Annotated in this window: 17 protein-coding genes and 2 pseudogenes; 14 read left to right on the top strand and 5 right to left on the bottom strand. The window is 63.0% G+C overall.

Annotated features, from left to right (window positions below; all coding sequences use genetic code 11):
• From HWN72_RS09775 to HWN72_RS09820, 10 genes are all read left to right on the top strand, one after another.
• A partial coding sequence (locus HWN72_RS09775; protein WP_211150177.1) for a TonB-dependent receptor occupies positions 1-814 on the top strand: 814 nt, incomplete at its 5' end.
• A 121-nt stretch (positions 815-935) separates the two neighbouring features.
• Complete coding sequence (locus HWN72_RS09780; RefSeq protein WP_025548160.1) at positions 936-2435, top strand: NAD-dependent succinate-semialdehyde dehydrogenase; 1500 nt, start codon at positions 936-938, stop codon at positions 2433-2435.
• Between the two features lie 124 nt (positions 2436-2559).
• On the top strand, positions 2560-3177 hold the full coding sequence (locus HWN72_RS09785; RefSeq protein WP_211150178.1) for a UbiX family flavin prenyltransferase: 618 nt from the start codon (positions 2560-2562) through the stop codon (positions 3175-3177).
• Positions 3177-3746, top strand: a complete 570-nt coding sequence (locus tag HWN72_RS09790) for a hypothetical protein (RefSeq protein ID WP_211150179.1) — start codon at positions 3177-3179, stop codon at positions 3744-3746. The genes HWN72_RS09785 and HWN72_RS09790 overlap by 1 nt, the downstream gene beginning before the upstream one ends.
• A complete protein-coding gene (locus HWN72_RS09795; RefSeq protein ID WP_188084453.1) occupies positions 3743-5302 on the top strand; it encodes an FAD-binding oxidoreductase in 1560 nt (519 codons plus the stop codon). The genes HWN72_RS09790 and HWN72_RS09795 overlap by 4 nt, the downstream gene beginning before the upstream one ends.
• A gap of 34 nt (positions 5303-5336) precedes the next feature.
• On the top strand, positions 5337-6782 hold the full coding sequence (locus HWN72_RS09800) for an aldehyde dehydrogenase family protein (RefSeq protein WP_211150180.1): 1446 nt from the start codon (positions 5337-5339) through the stop codon (positions 6780-6782).
• A gap of 23 nt (positions 6783-6805) precedes the next feature.
• Positions 6806-8263: a non-oxidative hydroxyarylic acid decarboxylases subunit C gene (locus tag HWN72_RS09805; RefSeq protein WP_248005919.1), complete on the top strand. Its 1458-nt coding sequence runs from the start codon at positions 6806-6808 to the stop codon at positions 8261-8263.
• A complete protein-coding gene (locus tag HWN72_RS09810) occupies positions 8260-8484 on the top strand; it encodes a non-oxidative hydroxyarylic acid decarboxylases subunit D (RefSeq protein ID WP_037513049.1) in 225 nt (74 codons plus the stop codon). Before HWN72_RS09805 ends, HWN72_RS09810 begins: the two co-directional genes overlap by 4 nt.
• Before the next feature lie 18 nt (positions 8485-8502).
• Entirely contained in the window at positions 8503-9969 is a 1467-nt protein-coding gene (locus tag HWN72_RS09815; protein WP_211150181.1) for an FAD-dependent oxidoreductase, read from the top strand.
• A 29-nt stretch (positions 9970-9998) separates the two neighbouring features.
• Positions 9999-10367 carry a cytochrome c gene (locus HWN72_RS09820; protein ID WP_248005920.1) on the top strand — a complete coding sequence of 123 codons (369 nt, stop codon included), beginning with the start codon at positions 9999-10001 and terminating at the stop codon, positions 10365-10367.
• Here HWN72_RS09820 and HWN72_RS09825 read toward each other — a convergent pair.
• Together HWN72_RS09825 and HWN72_RS09830 are read right to left on the bottom strand one after the other, a co-directional pair.
• Entirely contained in the window at positions 10351-10863 is a 513-nt protein-coding gene (locus HWN72_RS09825; protein WP_130030111.1) for a TIGR02444 family protein, read from the bottom strand. The genes HWN72_RS09820 and HWN72_RS09825 overlap by 17 nt on opposite strands.
• Before the next feature lie 120 nt (positions 10864-10983).
• Positions 10984-11844, bottom strand: coding sequence for an alpha/beta fold hydrolase (locus tag HWN72_RS09830; protein ID WP_130030112.1), 861 nt, complete (start codon positions 11842-11844; stop codon positions 10984-10986).
• A gap of 149 nt (positions 11845-11993) precedes the next feature.
• Here HWN72_RS09830 and hpaH point away from each other — a divergent pair, with 149 nt between their 5' ends.
• From hpaH to HWN72_RS09845, 3 genes are read left to right on the top strand one after another with little or no spacing between them, the layout of a single operon-like run.
• The gene (hpaH, locus tag HWN72_RS09835; protein WP_211150182.1) at positions 11994-12842 is read left to right on the top strand and encodes a 2-oxo-hept-4-ene-1,7-dioate hydratase; all 849 of its coding nucleotides are present in this window, start codon (positions 11994-11996) and stop codon (positions 12840-12842) included.
• A gap of 15 nt (positions 12843-12857) precedes the next feature.
• Complete coding sequence (locus tag HWN72_RS09840; protein ID WP_211150183.1) at positions 12858-13646, top strand: HpcH/HpaI aldolase/citrate lyase family protein; 789 nt, start codon at positions 12858-12860, stop codon at positions 13644-13646.
• Positions 13647-13692: 46 nt separating this feature from the next.
• The gene (locus HWN72_RS09845; protein WP_211150209.1) at positions 13693-14826 is read left to right on the top strand and encodes a CaiB/BaiF CoA-transferase family protein; all 1134 of its coding nucleotides are present in this window, start codon (positions 13693-13695) and stop codon (positions 14824-14826) included.
• 15 nt (positions 14827-14841) lie between these two features.
• On the opposite strand, the gene HWN72_RS09850 is transcribed toward HWN72_RS09845, so the two are convergent.
• The 3 genes and pseudogenes from HWN72_RS09850 to HWN72_RS09860 all read right to left on the bottom strand — a co-directional run.
• The gene (locus tag HWN72_RS09850; RefSeq protein WP_211150184.1) at positions 14842-16020 is read right to left on the bottom strand and encodes an MFS transporter; all 1179 of its coding nucleotides are present in this window, start codon (positions 16018-16020) and stop codon (positions 14842-14844) included.
• Positions 16021-16194: 174 nt separating this feature from the next.
• Positions 16195-16983 (bottom strand): IclR family transcriptional regulator, encoded by a 789-nt coding sequence (locus HWN72_RS09855; RefSeq protein ID WP_211150185.1) that lies wholly within the window; start codon positions 16981-16983, stop codon positions 16195-16197.
• 285 nt (positions 16984-17268) lie between these two features.
• Positions 17269-17653 (bottom strand): annotated as a pseudogene (locus tag HWN72_RS09860) (transposase); the annotation flags it as partial.
• A gap of 154 nt (positions 17654-17807) precedes the next feature.
• On the opposite strand from HWN72_RS09860, the pseudogene HWN72_RS09865 reads away from it, so the two are divergent.
• Positions 17808-19104, top strand: a pseudogene (locus HWN72_RS09865) (IS110 family transposase).
• The last annotated feature ends 53 nt before the right edge of the window (positions 19105-19157 follow it).

Genomic DNA, 19157 nt, shown 5'->3' on the forward strand with positions numbered 1-19157 from the left:
AAACCATACCGTTCCGGCGTTCGAAGTTTCAGTTCATTCCAAGGAATGGACCCCGGCATTGTCGGTAAACTACCAGTTCACCGACGATATCATGGGTTATGCGTCCTATTCAAAGGGCTTCAAGAACGGCGGATTCACGCAGAGGACCTTCTCGGAACAATTCACCCCGTCCTTTACGCCGGAATTCGTCACGTCCTACGAAGTCGGCCTCAAAACCGAACTGTTCGACCGGCGTCTGCGCATGAATGTCGCGGTATTCCAGTCTGACTACAGCGACATGCAGATCGTCGTGAATGAAGGCCTTGCGCCGAAGGTCCGCAACGGTGGCGAGGGCCGGATCAGGGGCTTCGAAATCGAAGGCCAGGCAGCCCCTGCCGACTGGTTGCGGATCGATTACGGTGTGGGCTATCTGGACGCATTTTACCGTTCGGTTGACCCCGCTGCCTTTCCGGTAACCTTGAACTCGAAGTTTGCTTTCGTTCCCGAATGGACGGCGACGCTCGCCGCCAATGCGACCGTTCACGAGAGCGAGACGGGCAAGTTCGTGCTGCGTGGCGACTGGTATCACCAGAGCGGCACCTTCAAGGATGCTGTCAACGACCCGAGGCTGTATCAGCCCGCCTATAGCGTGTTCGGGGCAAGTGCCTCATTCACCGACGCCAGCGACCATTTCACCGTAACCGCTGGTGTCACCAACCTGACCGACAAGCGCTACATTCAAGGTGGGTTTGTCGAGCTGAACTCATCGGGCGTTGCCCAGGCAACCTATTCGCGGCCGCGCGAATGGTTCCTCAAGGTCGCCTACAAGTACTGACGGCTCTGCCTGGGGTGACCGAAAGGTCACCCCATCGATTGGGGGGGATCCGCTCCGGCGGTTCCGCCCCGTTTCGTTTGCATCCCTTGAACTTCCCAACCGACTGCCAAGGTTTCGCTCCATGCCTGTTTCCCAGCCATCCTTGTCCCGGCCCGAATTCGCTGCAGGCCTGCCGATCGTCGATGGCGAGGCCATAGCCACTACCGAGCGGGCGATTGCCGTGATCAATCCTGCGACGGGGATGGCGCTGACGGAAATCCCCCTCCTAGGTGCGGTCGAGGCGAACCGCGCCGTCGAAAGCAACGCCAGAGCCTTCGGGGAATGGCGGGCCCATTCGGCCGCCGAACGCGCCGCCATTCTGCACGCTTGGTTCGCGCTTGTTCGCGAAAACCGCAACGATCTGGCAATACTGCTCACGGCCGAACAGGGCAAGCCGCTCGCCGAAGCGCTGGGCGAGATCGACTATGCGGCCAGTTTCATCCAATGGTTCGCGGAAGAAGCCCGGCGCATCAATGGCGAGATCATCCCCGCCCAACGCGATCGCCGGGTCCTGGTTCTCAAGCAGCCGGTGGGCCTGGTCGGCGCGATTACGCCATGGAATTTTCCCGCAGCGATGATCACGCGCAAGGTCGCGCCCGCCCTGGCCGCAGGATGCACCGTTACACTCAAACCCGCCGAACTGACCCCGCTCACGGCCTTCGCGCTGGCCCGGCTGGCACTCGAAGCCGGTGTTCCGGCGGGCACTTTCAACGTCATCGCAGGCGATGCGCCGGCGATCGGATCGGTCCTGACCAGCCATCCCGGCGTTGCCAAATTCACCTTCACCGGCTCCACCACGGTTGGCAAGCTGCTGACCGCGCAGTGCGCGACGACGCTCAAGCGGGTGTCGATGGAGCTGGGCGGCAACGCTCCGCTGATCGTGTTCGACGATGCCGATATCGACGTCGCCGTGGCGGGCACGATCGCTTCAAAGTTCCGAAACACCGGCCAGACCTGCGTCTGCGCCAACCGCATCCTGGTGCAGAACGGCATCCATGACCGGTTCGCCGAAGCGCTGGCCGCCAGAGTCGCGGCTTTCCGCGTCGGCAACGGCCTGGAAGGCGAGACCGATCAGGGCCCGCTGATCACCGCCGCGGCATTGCAGAAGGTGCGCGAACATGTCGGCGATGCCGTCGGGCGCGGTGCCCGGATCGTCACGGGAGGCGAAGGCCATGAAGCCGGCGAGCTGTTCCACCAGCCCACGGTCCTGACCGGCGCCAACCCGGACATGCGGCTGGCGCTGGAAGAGACCTTCGGACCGGTCGCTCCCCTCTTCCGTTTCGAAACCGAGGCCGAAGCCCTGACCCTGGCCAACAGCACCCGCTCGGGCCTGGCCGCCTACGCATTCACCCGCGACATGGACCGGTTCTGGCGCCTTGCCGAAGGTCTCGAGGTCGGCATGGTCGGCGTCAACAACGGCATCATTTCTTCGGAAACCATGCCTTTCGGCGGGGTCAAGGAATCGGGACTGGGGCGCGAGGGATCGCGTCACGGGATCGACGAATTCCTGGAACTCAAGGCCATAAGTCTCGGCTTGCCGCCGCAGCCTGCGATTGAAGCGGAGAAGCCCCGAAGGACATAGCTTCAAGGTGCTCTTACATGTTGCTTATAGTACAATTTGTTGCATAATGGTTGAGGGAGAAGGATTCGGCCATGAACGTTGCGACGGGAGTACGCAGGGAACGCGCGGGCGGCGCAGTCCGCCCATGAAGCGCGTGGTCGTTGCCATAACCGGAGCGACGGGCTCGGTTTACGGGCAGCGCCTGCTCGAAATGCTCCGCGAACAAGGTGGCTGGGAAACTCACCTCGTCATGTCGCAAGCCGCCTTGCTCAACATCCGCGAAGAAATTCCGGACGGCCGCCGCCTGATCGAAGGTGCGGCCGATGTGGTGCACAGCGTCCGCAATGTCGGCGCCAGCATCGCCAGCGGTTCGTTCCTGTGCGACGGCATGGTGATAGCGCCCTGCTCGATGCGCACTCTGGCAGCGGTGGCCCACGGTCTGTCCGACAATCTGATCACGCGCGCCGCCGATGTGATGCTGAAGGAGCGGCGCAAGCTGGTGCTGATGACCCGCGAGACGCCGCTCAACCTGGCTCACCTGCGCAACATGGTCGCCTGCACAGAAATGGGCGCGGTCATTTTTCCACCGGTCCCGGCGTTCTACGCCCGTCCTGCAGGCCTTCAGGACATCGTCGATCACAGCTGCACACGGGTGCTCGATCACTTCGACATACATCGCGACGCTGCGGGTCGCTGGCAGGGACTATCCACCGAGGGCGCGGTCGCCGAACCGGCGCCGCTGAAGATCGAAAGGCAGGCATGATGGCTTGGGATATCAAGCGACGCGAGTTCCTGGGAGCCGGAGCGCTGGGCGCCACCGTGGCCGGGCTTGGCGTATTGCCCGGAGCGGCGTCGGCCCCCGCGCGCAGAGTGACGGTGATCGAGGAAACCGCATCGCCGGAAAGCCGGATGTTCGCGGCGACGCTTGCCGAAAGCGGCGTGGTTGGCTGGACCATCCGGCTCGACCGGTCGCTCAACGTCCTCCTGCACGGTCTGGACGACACCGATGGCCTGGTCGTTGGCCTGACGTCGGATCCCGCGGCCATGATCGCCGGACAGGTTCTGGTCGCGCGCGGCGCCCGCCCGGCGTTGTTGTGGCGGCACCATTACACGGGCGGACGCTGGCAGCATCGGACCGAGGGCGCCGCGCAGCTGCTCCAAGGCGCCTCGGCGGCATGGCCGGTGGCCGTCGCGCACCTGGTTCGCGACGCGCTCGGCGCGCCAACCGAAGCTCGCTTGAACACCTGTCAGTCGGGTTCGTGCGATATCGCGGCCAGCAGCCCCGGACTGCTGGCCTCCTGGGTTTATGAAATCGGGGGAGACCTGTCTTGAGCCGCATTGTTCCCCAAGGTGTCGACGCATCCACTTTCAACAAGGCGCTCGACGAGCTTGCCGCGGTTGTCGGCAAGCAATGGGTATTCCTCGACGAGCTTCCGCTTTCGGCTTACCGGGACGCCTATTCTCCGCTGGCCGATGGCGAAATGCTGCCGTCCGCCGCTGTTGCGCCCGACGGTGTCGAGCAAATCCAGAAGATCCTGGCAGTCGTAAACGCCTACAAGATCCCTGTCTGGACCATCGGGACCGGCCGCAATTTTGCCTATGGCGGCCCGGCCCCGCGCAAATCCGGCTATGTCATGCTCGATCTGCGGCGGATGAACCGCGTGATCGAGGTCAACGAGAAATATGGCTACGCGCTGGTCGAGCCCGGCGTATCCTACATGCAGCTGTACCGCCATCTGCGCCAGATCGGCAGCAAGCTGTGGATCGATCCTGCCGCACCAGCCTGGGGCGGCGTGATGGGCAATGCGCTGGAGCATGGCGCCGGCTATACCCCCTATGGCGACCATTTTGTCATGCAGTGCGGCATGGAAGTGGTTCTGGCCGATGGTGAAATCGTCCGCACCGGCCAGGGCGCACTTGCCGGATCGAAGCATTGGCAAGTCACCAAGCACGTGGCCGGCCCGCATTTCGACGGCATGTTCACCCAATCCAATTTCGGCGTGGTGACCAAGATGGGCATCTGGCTGATGCCGGAACCGCCGGGCTACAAGCCCTTCATGATCACCTACCAGAAGGAGGAGGATCTCGAGGCGATCTTCGAGGTCACCCGGGCGCTCAAGGTCAACCAGATCATCCCGAATGCGGCGGTTGCGGTCGATCTGCTGTGGGAGGCCTCGGCCAAGACCACGCGGCGCCACTATTACGATGGCAAGGGCCCGCTGCCGCCGTCGATCCGCGCCAAGATCGCCGCGGACCACGATCTGGGAATGTGGAACTATTACGGCGCGCTGTACGGCCCGCCGCCGGTGATCGAGAACAACTGGAAGGTGGTGGAGGATGCCTTGATGAGCATTCCCGGCGCCAAGGTCCATTTCGATCGCAAGAACGATCCGGCCTGGGACTATCGCGTACGGCTGATGCGCGGCGAGCCGAACATGACCGAATTCAGCATCATGAACTGGATCGGCGGCGGCGGGCACATCAACTTTTCGCCGATCTCGGCGCCCAGTGGTTCCGAAGCACTTGCCCAATACAAGCTGATCAAGCAGCGCTGCAACGATCACGGCTTCGACTACATCGGCGAATTCCTGGTCGGCTGGCGCGACATGCATCACATCCTGATGATCATGTACGACCGCGCCGACGAGACGATGCGCAAGAGCGCCTACGACCTGTTCGGCCTGCTGGTTGACGAGGCTGCGGAGGCGGGGTTCGGCGAATACCGCACGCACCTCGCCTTCATGGATCAGATCGCCAGGACCTACAAACACAACGACGGCGCACTCTGGGATCTCCACCACCGCCTCAAGGATGTTCTCGATCCCAACGGCATTCTCTCTCCTGGCAAGCAGGGCATCTGGCCCAAGGCGATGCGCACAACCGCGTGACCGCGCCGGAATCTGATTGAAGGATACTAGCAAGATGAAGAACCTCGATCACTGGATTGGCGGCGTGGCGGTAGCGCCTGGAAGCGGCACCTATTTCGACGACCTCAATCCGGTCGACGACAGCGTTTACGCCAGGGTTGCGGCGGGCACGGCCGCCGACGTCGATCGTGCTGTGGAGACCGCCGACAGGGCATTTCGCCAGCACCGCGATCTGCCCGCCGCGGCGCGCGAAGGCTGGATGGTCAAGGCCGCTGAAATCATGGAGCGCGACGCCGCGCTGTTCAGCGAGGTATTGATCGACGAAATCGGTTCGCCCGCCGCCAAGGCCGGGTTCGAGACGCGGTTCGCGGTGAGCTTCCTGCGCGCTGCGGCCGGAGTGCCGCGGCGGGTCCGCGGCGAGACAATTCCCTCCGACACGCCGGGCCGCTTCAGCATGAGCCTGCGCCAGCCGGTGGGGGTAGTCGCCGGGATTACCCCGTTCAACGTGCCGCTGATCAAGGGCATCAAGCAATCTGCGATGGCGCTGGCGACCGGCAACGCCTTCGTTCTGCTGCCGTCCGAAGCCGCCCCCAAGGTTGCCGATCTGCTCGCCGCCCTGTGGCGCGACGCGGGCGTGCCCGATGGGCTGTTCAACATCGTCTACGGCGACGGCGCGGAAATCGGAGATGCCCTGACCGGCCATCCCAAGGTTGCCTCGATAACCTTCACCGGGTCGTCGCGAGTCGGCAAGCACATCGCCGGGATCGCCGCCCGGAACCTCAAGAAGTACACACTCGAACTCGGCGGCAAGAGCCCGTTGATCGTGTGCGCCGATGCCGATCTCGAAAAGGCCGTCGGTGCCGCGCTGTTCAGCATCTTCATGTATCAGGGCCAGGTTTGCATGGGGGCATCGCGGATCTACGTTGAACGTCCGATCTTCGACGCCTTTGCCAAGGCCTTCGCCGCCGCGACGGCCAAGGCCAAGGGCGGCAACCTGCGCGAGCCCACCACCATGCTCGGACCGATCATTTCGGAACGCCAACGCGATCGAGTCCGCCGGCATATCGACGACGCCCGCACCAAGGGCGCTGCAATTCTCGCAGGTGCGGAATGGAACGGCAACAGTTGCTCGGCCACGGTGCTGAGCGGCGTGACGCCAGAGATGACGGTCTTTGCCGAAGAAACCTTCGGCCCGGTCACTTCGCTCTATCCATTCGACTCGCTCGAGGAAGCGATCGACCTGGCGAACGACACCGAATACGGCCTGAGCGCGTCGATCTTCACCCGCGATATCGACAAGGCCCTGCGCTTTGCCCAGCAAGCCGAGGCGGGGATGGTCCATATCAACGCTCCGACCCTCCACGACGAACCGCACGTTCCCTTCGGCGGCACCAAGGCTTCAGGGTTCGGGCGTGAAGGCACCGAGGCCGATCTGGAAATCATGACCGAGTGGAAATGGGTGACCGTCCAGACGGCCACCGCCGGCCAAGGCGGCCATTGAGCTGGTCTGACTGAAGGGAACTGATGATGCAGGATCTGGCCAAGCAATCGCGGTCCATCACCTCGCTGCGGGACTTCCTCGAACTGCTGGGCGATGCCGGACAGGCGATCACCTGGAGCGAGCGGGTGATGCCCGAGCCCGACGTGCGCAACATCGCGGTCGCCGCATCGCGCGACGCCAACGGCGCGCCAGCGATCGTGTTCGACAACATTGCCGGATACCCCGGAAAGCGCACCGCGGTCGGCGTGCACGGTTCGTGGGACAATATCGCGCTGTTGCTCGGCCGCCCCAAGGGAACGACAATCCGCGAACTGTTCTTCGAGATCGCCGGGCGCTGGGGCGATGCGGCGGCGCAGATCAGCACCGTTCCCGAAGCCCGGGCGCCGGTTCATGAATGCCGGATCGAAAGCGGGATCAACCTCTACGACGTGCTGCCGGTCTACCGCATCAACGAATACGATGGCGGCTTCTACCTCGGCAAGGCATCGGTGGCGTCGCGCGATCCGGAAGACCTAGACAATTTCGGCAAGCAGAACGTCGGCATCTACCGGCTGCAACTGCAAGGTCCCGACAGCTTCACCCTGATGACCATCCCGTCGCACGACATGGGCCGGCAGATCATGGCGGCCGAACGTACCGGCCTGCCGCTCAAGATCGCGGTCATGCTGGGCAACCATCCGGGCTTGGCGGTGTTCGCGGCGACACCGATCGGTTACGAAGAATCGGAATATTCCTATGCCTCGGCGATGATGGGCGCGCCGATCCGGCTGACCAAGTCGGGCAATGGCATCGACATCCTCGCCGACAGCGAGATAGTGATCGAAGCCGAAATGCAACTGGGCGAACGTGTCCTGGAAGGTCCGTTCGGCGAATTTCCCGGTTCCTACAGCGGGGTCCGCAAGGCGCCGATCTTCAAGGTGACGGCCATCTCGCACCGCAAGAACCCGATTTTCGAGAACATCTATATCGGCCGCGGCTGGACCGAACACGATACCCTGATCGGCCTGCATACCTCGGCCCCGATCTATGCGCAGCTGCGCCAGAATTTTCCGGAAGTCACCGCGGTCAACGCGCTGTACCAGCACGGGCTGACCGGGATCATTTCGGTCAAGAACCGGATGGCGAGCTTTGCCAAGACCGTCGCGCTGCGCGCGCTGAGCACTCCGCACGGCGTGATGTATCTCAAGAACCTGATCATGGTCGATGCCGATGTCGATCCTTTCGATCTCAACCAGGTGATGTGGGCGCTTTCCACCCGCACCCGCGCCGACGACATCATCGTCCTGCCCAACATGCCTGCGGTCCCGATCGATCCTTCGGCCGTCGTTCCCGGCAAGGGTCATCGCCTGATTATCGACGCGACCAGCTACCTGCCCCCCGACCCGGTCGGCGAAGCGCATCTGGTCACCCCTCCGACCGGGCCGGACATTGACGAGCTGAGCAAGAAGATCCGGGCCATGCAACTGGGAGCTTTGCAATGAGCAAGACGGTCTGTCCGCGCTGCGCGACCGGCGGCGCCCTCGCTGACTATCAAGGCAAGGAAGGCGGCAAGGTGGTGTGGACCATCCACCGTTGCCCGACTTGCTGCTTTTCGTGGCGCGACAGCGAACCGGACAGCGCCATCGGCATCGGGATTCGTTCGGCGCACTTCGCCGTCGATGCAGCCAATCTCGATCGTTACGTGAAGATTCTCCAGCAATAGACAGGCGGAACAGGACCCATGACAGACCAAGCTCGCCAGATGGCCGCGCTGACCGCGGTGGAAGCTGCGATCGGCGCCGCGGCAGTCGATCGCACCCCTCAGGGGCTGGCCCGCTTTGCAATCAGCGGCGCGGCACCGCTTGGCATCGTCTTGCCGGCGGATGAAACCCAGCTCGCCAAGGCGCTGGAGGCGGCGCGAACCGCCGGCGGTGTGCTGCAACCCGTGTGCAACGGCGCCCACGGCCTCGAAAAGGCAGGGCTGGACAAGGTCATCATCCTCGACCTCCAGCGCATGAACGCAATTCTCGAGGTGAACGAGGAGCTGGCCTATTGCCTGGTCGAACCGGGGGTGACCTTCCGCCAGCTCGATGCCCATATCAAGGAAAAGGGCATCAAGCTGTGGATCGACCATGGCGGCAACCCCGACGCCAGTGTGGCCGCAAGCTTCGTCCATCGTCAGCCCGGCTACACCCCCTACTCCGATCACTTCCTGATGCAGTGCGGGCTTGAGGTCATGCTCGCGGACGGAAAGCTTGTGCGGACGGGCATGGGCGCCATGCCCAAGAGCACCTGCTGGCAACTGTTCAAGTTCGGCTACGGCCCCTGGGTCGATGGCCTGTTCACGCAGTCGGATTTCGCGGTGCCGACCAAGGTCGGCATGTGGATGATGCCGCAACCGCCAGCCCACCAGACCTTCATGGTGACCGTGCCCAAGGAAGACCAGCTGGCCGATCTGCTCGACGTGCTCGGGCCGCTCAAGCTCAACATGGTCGTGGCCAATGGCGTCGCGGTCGGCAGCGCGCTGCACGAAGCCGCCCTGCTCGGCAAGAAGCGCGGCGACTATGATGGCAAGGGGCCTATGGCGGCCAGCGCGGTAACCGCTGCGGGCGAGGCGCTGGGCCTGGGCCACTGGAATCTCTATGGCGCGCTCTATGGCTTGCCGGGCAATGTCCCGATCCTGTGGGATATGGTCAAGGGGGCGTTTTCGTCGATCTCCGGTGCTCGGGTGATCGCCGACGGCAAGGGCATCGATCCCCGCCTGTGGGCGTGGCGCATGGGCGCGATGACCGGCGTGGTGGCAGAACCGCGTGCGCGCGTGCCGGCATGGAGCGGCGATCAGGCGGTTTCCGCCAACCCGGTGAGCCCCGTTGACGGTGAGGAGGCTTTGCGGCTCTACGAGCTGTCGCGCGACATCTGCGCCAAGCACGAATTCGACTATCTCGGCGAAACCGTGGCGATCTGGCGTTCGGCCGATCATAGGCAGATCCTGCCGTTTGCCACCACGCAGGCCGAAAGTGCCGCCCGCGCCCGCGAATGCGCCGCCGCCCTGATCGCGGCGCAGGCCGAAGCCGGTTTCGGGCAGGCGATCGCCGAACCCGGAATGCGCGAAACGGTCGGCAAGACATTTGAAACCAAGGGGCTTTCAACCTTGCATGAGCGAGTCAAGAAGGCGCTGGACCCGACGGCCCTGTTCGCCTCCGCCTGAGCCGTCCCGCAATTATTCGCGTTGGAGAGATGATGAAAAAGCTGGCTGTCTTGTCGCTCGTTGCTGTTCTCGGAGCCTGCAGCAAGGCACCGAATGCCGAAAAGCCCGACGGCGCCGAAAATTACGCCCTCAACTGCGCCGGGTGCCATAACCCGGGGCCCGGCCATCCCGGCACGATGCTGCTCGAACAGCTGGAGCGTCCGGTCCCGGCACTGATCGGCCGCAAGGATCTTGAACTCGATTATCTGAAGTCGGTGGTGCGCCAAGGTCTGATCGAAATGCCGCCATTTCGTCCGACCGAACTGAGCGACGACGAGATCGCGGAAATCTACGCGTACATCAAGGATGCGAAACCGCCCGCGCAGACCCCGGCAATGCCGGCTAAGGAAGCGCCCTGACGATCAGCTGCACAAGCGGCACGGCGGCGGCATCGGGCGCTTCAAGGAACTGCCGGTATCGCTCCAGGCTTGCCCTCGCCGCGGCTTGAGGCGTTGGCATTTCATCGACTCGCGCCAAACCTGGCCTTAATGCTTCCACCAGCGCCGCCTGGACAAGACGTTCGGCGTTCAATTCCACTTGCTTGAGAGCTCCGTAAAGCTTGTATCGCGCAGTTTCGATAACGGGATCGGAGGGCTTGGCCCAGCGCCTGACCCGGCGCAGCGGCTGCACCAGGTTGTCGTTGAGCGGCGCGACGGCTTCGCGCAGTTCACGAATCCGTTCGGCATCAAGCGCCTTCCGCTGCGTCTCCGCCACCCACAGGCCCAGCAGCAGCAGATTGACGTCGAAACCGTATTCGTCCTGTAGGGCAATGCACAGTTCCGCCACCTGCGGCTTGGCATAGACCTCAAGCGAAAACGCCCAGAAGGCTTCGGCATCGGTTGCTGATTCATTCATGCGCGGCACCTTCAAACGGAAAGGGTGGCCAGACAAGACGCCCGACCACCCCTTCACTTCCTTGGTTGCCCAGCCCGGCTCTGCAAAGCAAGCGCTCGGCACTTATGCCGCCGCCTGCGCTCAGAACGAACGCGCGCCGAAGTGAATCTCCAGCATCGGTCGCATCACATCCCAGCGTTCGAGCTGCGACCAGTGGCCGGAGCGATCGAGCACGTAGAGCTCGGCATGCTTGAGGTGTTCGATCAGGTAGAGGCTGGTATCGAGCGGAACGATACGATCCTGCCGGCCGTGGAAGATCAGCACCCTGTGCGGCAGCTTGCACAGGATCGACGGCGGCATGTTGAGCGTATCAACACCCTGCTTCATCGAATCGATCATCTTGACCGCGGTCTTCATGATCTCGGGATCGGTGGCGATCTTGTAGCGGTTCTTGACGATTTCTTCCATGCCTTCGAACTTGTCGGGGTCATAGGCGAAACTGTGCATCAGCTGGCGATAGCGCGAGGGCCGCGGATCGGAATAGAACGACAGCAGCCGCACCAGTTCGGGCGTCTTCGGGCCCGGCGCACCGATCGAGCCCATCAGCACCACCCGGTCGATCCGGTCAGGCTCCTCGCTCATCATCTGCAGGGTCAGCGCACCGCCCATCGAATTGCCGACAACATGGGCTTTATCGATGCCCAGCGTGTCCAGCAGCCCGAAGCACTGGTCCACCCGTGTACCGATCCAGGCCATGACATTGTCGGGCCAGGGTTCGGGGATGACCGACTGTCCGAAGCCGATCAGGTCCGGTGCGATCACGAAGAAGTTTTCCGCCAGGTCGGGCATCAGGTGCAGCCAGTTCGATCCGGCATGGGCTCCCGGTCCTGCCCCGTGCAGCAGCAGCACCGCCGGCTTGCTCGGATCGCCGGCCAGAAGGGTATGCGAAGTCAGGCCTCGCCCCATAATCTTTTCTTCCCGCACGCTTGTGTCGATGGTCATCCTCTATCTCCGCAGGTTTGCTCTTGTGCCTATTCGCCGCCGCCTTTGCGATCAAGGCAGGGGTCGTTGGGAGGGCGCAGGATGTGGTAGACGACCATTCGTTATTGTGCAATGCATTTGGCATATAGGTTAAGGTGTGGGGAGAGGATATGACAAGCCCGAATCGCGGCGCTCGACCCGGTCAATCGCAACCAACGCTTGATCCTGCTCTAGTCGCGGAGCTCGCGCGGGAACTCGATGCCGCCGAGCAGAACCGCAAGCCAATCCGCCAGTTCACCGCCCGCTATCCGGACATGACGATTGCCGATGGCTATCGGATCAGTAAGCAATGGGTCGATCTCAAGCTCGCGGGCGGGCGGACGGTCCATGGCCACAAGATCGGCCTCACCTCGCGCGCCATGCAGCAGGTCGCAGGCATCACCGAGCCGGATTATGGCACCTTGCTCGACGACATGGTGTTCGAACAGGGCGGCGACATCCCTTGCGACCGTTTCATCACCCCCAAGGTCGAGGTCGAACTGGCCTTTGTCCTGGCCCGCCGGATCGAAGGCCCGAATGTCACCGTGTTCGACGTCCTGCGGGCAACCGAATATGTCATCCCTTCGGTTGAAATCATCGACAGCCGCACGACAGTGGTGGATGCCGAGACCGGCGCCCGCCGCAAGGTGCAGGACACGATCAGCGACAATGCGGCCAACGCCGGCATCATCGTTGGCGGCCTGCCGATGCGGCCCGAAAAGGTCGACATGCGCTGGATCGGCGCGATGCTGAGCCGCAACGCGGTGGTCGAGGAAACCGGGATCGCGGCGGGCGTGCTCAACAACCCCGCCAATGGCATCGCCTGGCTGGCCAACCGGCTGGCGCCCTGGGGCGAGGCGCTCGAACCCGGCGAAGTCGTGCTGGGCGGCTCGTTCACCCGTCCGGTCGAAGCGCGGCGGGGCGACGTTTTCAACGCCGATTTCGGGCCGATGGGCGCGATCGGTTTCCGGTTCGTTTGAGAGGCAGCCGCACCGATGAAGACTCCTGCGAACCGCTTCAAGCAAGGCCTGGGCGAAGGCCCGGTGCAGCTCGGCTTCTGGCTCGCGCTGGCAAGCCCGAACATCGCCGAAATCTGCGGCGGGCTTGGCTACGACTGGCTGCTGGTGGATGCCGAGCACGGCGCCCAGACCTTGCCGGGCATCGCCGATCAGCTCCGCGCGGTGGACGCCAATCCGCCCTGTTCGGCGATCGTGCGCGTTCCGAACGACGATCCGATCGGCATTCGCCAAATCCTCGATCTCGGCGCCCAGACGATCATGGTGCCGATGGTCGAAACCGCCGAACAGGCTGCGGCGCTGGTCAAGGCCGCACGCTATCCGCCGCAAGGCGAGCGCGGTATCGGCGGCGCCCGGGCCGCGCGCTGGGGGCGCTACCCGGCCTATGTCGCCGAAGCCAACCGGCAGCTGTGCATCATCCTCCAGATCGAGACCGCTCAGGCACTCGAGAACATCGAGGCGATCGCCGCCATAGACGGCATTGATGCGCTGTTCGTCGGCCCGGTCGATCTGGCCGCCTCGCTGGGTCTGCTGGGCGAAAGCAATTTCGCCGCCCTGTCCGAAGTGACCGCGGGCGCGCTGGCCCGAATCAGGGCAACCGGCAAACCTTGCGGCATCCTGTCGCGCGACCAGCGCCTGGTCCAGCAATTCCTTGATGGCGGCGCGCGTTTCGTCGCGATCGGGATCGATGCCTTCGCGCTGGCCAAGGCGGCTGGCGACATGGCCAAGGACTGGGCGGCCCGGATCGCCGGACAAGCAGCGGATTGAAACGATGCCGACGATCGGATGGCAGACGCAATCGCCCGCCGACGGCATGGCCAAGCCGCTGAGCGGGGTTCGCGTGCTGGAGCTGGCCCGGATCCTGGCCGGTCCATGGTGCGGACAGCTGCTGGCCGATCTTGGCGCCGAAGTGATCAAGATCGAACGGCCGGTCAGCGGCGATGATACCCGCCACTGGGGCCCGCCATTTGTCGTCTCGGACAGCGGCGAAAACCTCGGCGCGGCCTATTACCACTCCACCAACCGTGGCAAGCGATCGATTGCGGTCGATATTGCCAGCCCGGCCGGACAGCGCCTTGTCCGCGAGCTGGCCGCCTCGGCCGATATCGTGATCGAGAACTACAAGGTCGGCGGGCTGCGGAAGTACGGGCTCGATCATCCCGCGTTGAGCGCGCTCAACCCCCGGCTAATCACCTGCTCGATCACCGGCTTCGGCCAGACCGGGCCCTATGCCCACCGTCCCGGCTATGACTATATCGCCCAGGCCATGGGCGGCTTGATGTCGATGACCGGAGAAGCCGGGCGCCAGCCGCAGAAGACCGGGATCGCCGTGGCCGACCTGTTCACCGGGGTCTACAGCGCAGTCGCGATCCTGGCCGCAATCAACCGGCGGCACGAAACCGGACTGGGCGCCCATATCGACATGGCCCTGCTCGATACCCAGGTAAGCGTCATGGCGAACCAAGCCCTGAACTGGATGACCTCGGGTACCGTGCCGCGCCGGGTCGGCAACGGCCACGCCAATCTGGTGCCCTATCAGGCCTTCCCGACCAGCGACGGCGATCTGGTCATCGCAGTGGGCAACGATGGCCAGTTCACCAGCCTGTGCCGAGTGCTCGGCACCGGGCTTGATAATGATGCCCGCTTTTCCACCAATCCCGGCCGGGTCCGCAATCGAGAAGTCTTGCTCGCCGCGCTCGAAGCGCTGACCGCAACCTGGACCCGGCAGGAACTGGCCGACGCGCTCGAGGTCGCCGGCGTTCCGGCGGGTCCGATCAACGAACTCGACGATGTCTTCGCCAACCCGCAGGTCATCGCGCGGGGCATGGCGATCGCGCGCGACCAGCGCACCGGAGTCGCCAGTCCGATCGTGATCGACGGGGTGCGGATGGTTTCGGATATTGCGGCGCAAGGCATCCCCGAAACGCTTGAGGAGCCATTGACCTAGTCCTGAGGCAAGCGTCTATCGGCTCGGCGGATTGAGGCGCTGGAACAGCTTGCCGCGTTCGCTATAAAGCACAAGGGCCAAGGTCAGCGAGCCGACCATGACCAGCGCAATCGCGAGCGGCCGCGGTGTGCCATCGTAGGCATAACCGATCAGGCCGCCCAGCCCTGCCCCCAGCACCAGCCGGAAGAATGCCTGAACCGATGCCGCCGCACCGGCAATATGCCCGAAAGGCTGCAAGGCAATTGCAGTGAAATTGACGAAGACGGTAATCAGCAGGCACATGTTGAGAGACATGAGGACGACAAACTGGACCAGAGTTTCGCCGGGAGCAGAGGCCAGGAGCAATTGTCCCACCGATGCCGCAAGGTGGCAGAAAATTGCGGCATGGCCGATCCGACGGGTGCCGAAGCGCTCGACGATCGCCGAATTGACCAGGCTGGCCAGCGCCATGGTCGCTGCCATCGAGCCGAAGATCAGTGGATAGGCCGAGCCTGCGCCGAAATGTTCGCCAATCAGTTGCTGCGAGCTGTTGATGAACCCGAAGTGCCCGCCGAAAATCAGCGACATGCCGATGACATACCCGATCGACGCCCGGTTCCCGAGCACCGTTGCAACATTGCCCAGCAAGTTGCCCGAGCGCTGCGACTGCCGGTTCTGCTTCGGATTGGTTTCCTCCATTCTGAGCAGGAACCAGACCGTCACTGCCAGCGCCAAAGCGCCGATCACCAGGAAGATCGCGCGCCATCCCGCGAGCTCGAGAATCGCATAGCCCAGGCTGGGCGCGAAGGTCGGCACCGCCATGAACAGCATCGCCACCACTGCCTGCAGCCTGGCCATGCCGGCACCTTCATAGCGATCGCGGATAATCGCCAGCGGCAAAACCGTCAGCCCAGACGATGCGAACCCCAGTATCGCGCGCAGCGCCAGAAGCACGTGGAAGTCGCGCACCAGCGCCGACACCGCATTGACGGCCACGAACAACGCCATGTAGCCGGCCAGGACTGGCTTGCGCCCATAGCGATCGGAGATTGTGCCGGGAATCAGCGAACTCAATCCCGAACTGACCAGGAAAACGCTGATGATCAGCTGGCGCTGGTTGGATTGGGTGATTTGAAAATCGGCAGCGATATGTCCGAGAGCCGGGAGCAATGAGGTGAAGGCAAGCGACTGGAGCGCCTGGATCATCGCCATCATGGCGATGAATTCGCGCCGGCCTATGCCAGATTCCGCCAAGGAACTTTGAAAGTTCACTGAACCGTGCTCTCCTGAAGCTGCCACAGGGCCGGATCAAACCCGCAACACACTGTCAGGAGTTAAAGAAGGCGCCGCCCTTATTGTGCAACGCATTACGCATATCGATACAAAGGGTCAAGCTGGGCCTGGCCAACCGATCGCTTCGCTTGCTTGCCGCGCCTGCTGCAAAATGCGTCCGATCTTTGCCTTGCTGAAATAAGCCTTGTCCTGTGAACGGGCAAGAACGCTCATTGTCGCGACCAGCCGATTTTGCGAATCGAAAATCGGCACCGATACTGCGGCAAGACCCGGCACCACGGACCCATAAGTTCTCGCATATCCGAGTTTGCGAACGGACTCGATTTGCTCAGCCAATTCCCCATCGTCGACAACAATCCCCTCGGCCCTCTCCCGCTCAACGCGATCGCGCGTTTGCGCAGGCGGACAATAGGTCAGGAAAAGGGTGCCGGTGGAGGAGCCTTGCAAAGGCAAGGTGGAACCAACATGCATTGACGTGAACAGGGGGACGCCGCCGTCGATCCAGCGAATTACCGTTGGCCCATAGTCGCCCCAAACACTGAGCAGCCCGGTCGTTTTCAACTCATCCAGCAGGTCCTCGAGATATCCGGTAGCGATGCGCACGGGGTCGAGCCTGGCCATAGCCGCCAGACCCAGACGTACGGCGAGCGTGCCAAGCGAATACCGCCCGCTGGACGAATTTTGTTCGACCATTCCGGTATTGACGAAGGCGAGTAAATATCGATGCGCCTGACTGCGCGAAAGCCCGGAGTTGGACGCAACATCCCGAAGAAACGCGCCACCCGGGTCCGCCTTCAACAGGGCAAGAAGGACCCTCGCTCCAATTTCTACGGACTGAATGGATTTCCGCGGATTGCCATTCACGGAAATATCGACACTTGACATCTCATCACCCTTGGATTTTGGTATCCCCAAAATTTTTCACCTACGCTTCTCGAGCCAATTCAATTCTCAGCAAAACTGGTAAATTAAGATGCTATCCGAACCTTCGCATTCGGCAGAAGACAAGCCTTGAGCTCAATAGCCATGCTAGGGAGCCAGCCAGAATCTTGCAACTGCCTTTGACACCAATGCTACCGCTCGCCTCGAACTGGCTGGTGATTATTCAGCTAATGATAACCGTTTTGCCTGTGACGTGATGACCTGACCCCCAGCTTTCCCCAGCTGGGATTAGAGCCGGGCGGTTGTTTCGCGCATGAGCACGTTTGAAGCAATGGGCTGCACAGCGGGGCCCGTAGGGCGTAGCGGAGCAGGCCATTGCCTATCCACTTCGCCGGCGAGCGCCGCCGGTGTTGCGTAGCCAAGGGATGAGTGCGGTCTCTCCCGGTTGCAGTCTTCGACCCGTGCGGCGATCTCGACTTGGGCATGAGCCAGGCTCATGAACAGCGTCTCGTCGAGCAGCTCGTCACGCATGCGGCGGTTGGAAGCGAAGCTGGTCGAAGGCCTACCTCTCGACGGAACCGTTCTGCATTGGCCTGCCCGGCGCGATGCAATGCCGCTCCACGCCTATCTCCCCGCACCATGCCAGAACCGCATTGCTCGTGAGCTCAATGCCATAGCACATTGGGAAGCGGGCCCTCGAAGGGCCGCTTCGCCTTGATGAAGGCAAGGGTGCGTAGCGCCCGCCGCCTTCATCAAGGCGGTCATGACCGGCCAGCAGGTCTCTAAAAGTGAAGTTGTCGACTCAACACTTTGGAGACGGACCGACCATGACCAAGCGTACCTCTACTCCCGCCGACGCCGTGCTGGTAGCCATCGATATGTCCAAGCACCGCCAGGAGGTGCTGATCGAGCGCCCCGAAGGTGGGCGCCGGCGGCGGATGACGGTGATGGCGACCAAGGCGGACTATGATCGTCTCGCCTCGGAGCTCGGGGATGTCGCTCGTCCCGTGATCGTCGGCTTCGAGGCCACCGGCAACTACCACCGCACCCTAGCGCATCGCTTGCTCTCGGCGGGTTTCGAGCTGCGGCTGATTTCGTCGGTTGCCCTGGCCCGCACCCGCGAGGCGCTGCACAATGGCTGGGACAAGAACGATTCCAAGGATGCGCAGGTAATCCTGCACATGCTGCGGATCGGTGCCACCCAACGCTACGTCGATCCACTCGCCGCCGGCATCAACGATCTGCAGGAGATGTCAAAGACGCACGAGGCGATCTCCAAGGCCAAGACCCAGACGTGGCATCGCCTCCTGACGCACTACCTGCCGCTGTACTTTCCGGAGATCGAACGTTTCGCCGGCAACAGCCGGTCCGACTGGTTCCTGGCCCTGCTCGAGCGGTTCCCGACCCCGGCCAGCATGATCACGCTCGGCAAGGAGGCCTTCACGCGCGAGGCATGGGGCCTGGTCGGCCGCAAGGTGTCCAAGGCCCGGCTGCTCAACGATATTTACGAGACGGCCTGCGCCTCGGTGGCGCTCCCGGTCGATGAGGATTCCATCGCGATCGCCATGTTCCGTATGGTCATCGCTCAGGCCCGCAGCCTGATCCGGCAACGCGACGAGATCGAGCGAACTGCCCATGCTTTGCTCAGCGACAACCGCGATTACCAGCTCCTGCGCATGATCCCCGGGATCGGGCCGATCAACGCGCTGACCATCCTCGCCGAGGCCGGCGACCTTCGCCGGTTTGCCCACCATCGCCAGTTCCTCAAGTTCTGCGGGCTTGATCTTGCGACCTGCCAGTCAGGCACCTTTCGTGGGCGTACCAAGCTCTCGAAGTACGGTAATGCCCGGCTACGGCGCACCTTCTGGATGGCTACCCAGGTTGCCATCCGCCAACGCGACAACAGTTTCCGCGACAAGCTTGGTCGCTATGTGGCCGGACACGGCAACGACCCTGATCGCCGCCGCAAGGCGATGACCGCACTCACCGCCAAGATGGCGCGCGTCGCGCATGCCGTCATCAAGACGGGAGCCGAGTACCGTCCGTTCGTCGAACGGGCGGACACCAGATGGAAGGACCCCTCTCTGTCGTGCCGTGAGGGCGCTGCGGCGACCCTGTAGATAATGTTCGGGCCTTCCATCTGGCATCCGCATCTCATTTTAAGGACGGTGAGGACC

The organism is Novosphingobium sp. HR1a, from assembly GCF_015594425.1.
GTDB lineage: Bacteria > Pseudomonadota > Alphaproteobacteria > Sphingomonadales > Sphingomonadaceae > Novosphingobium > Novosphingobium resinovorum_A.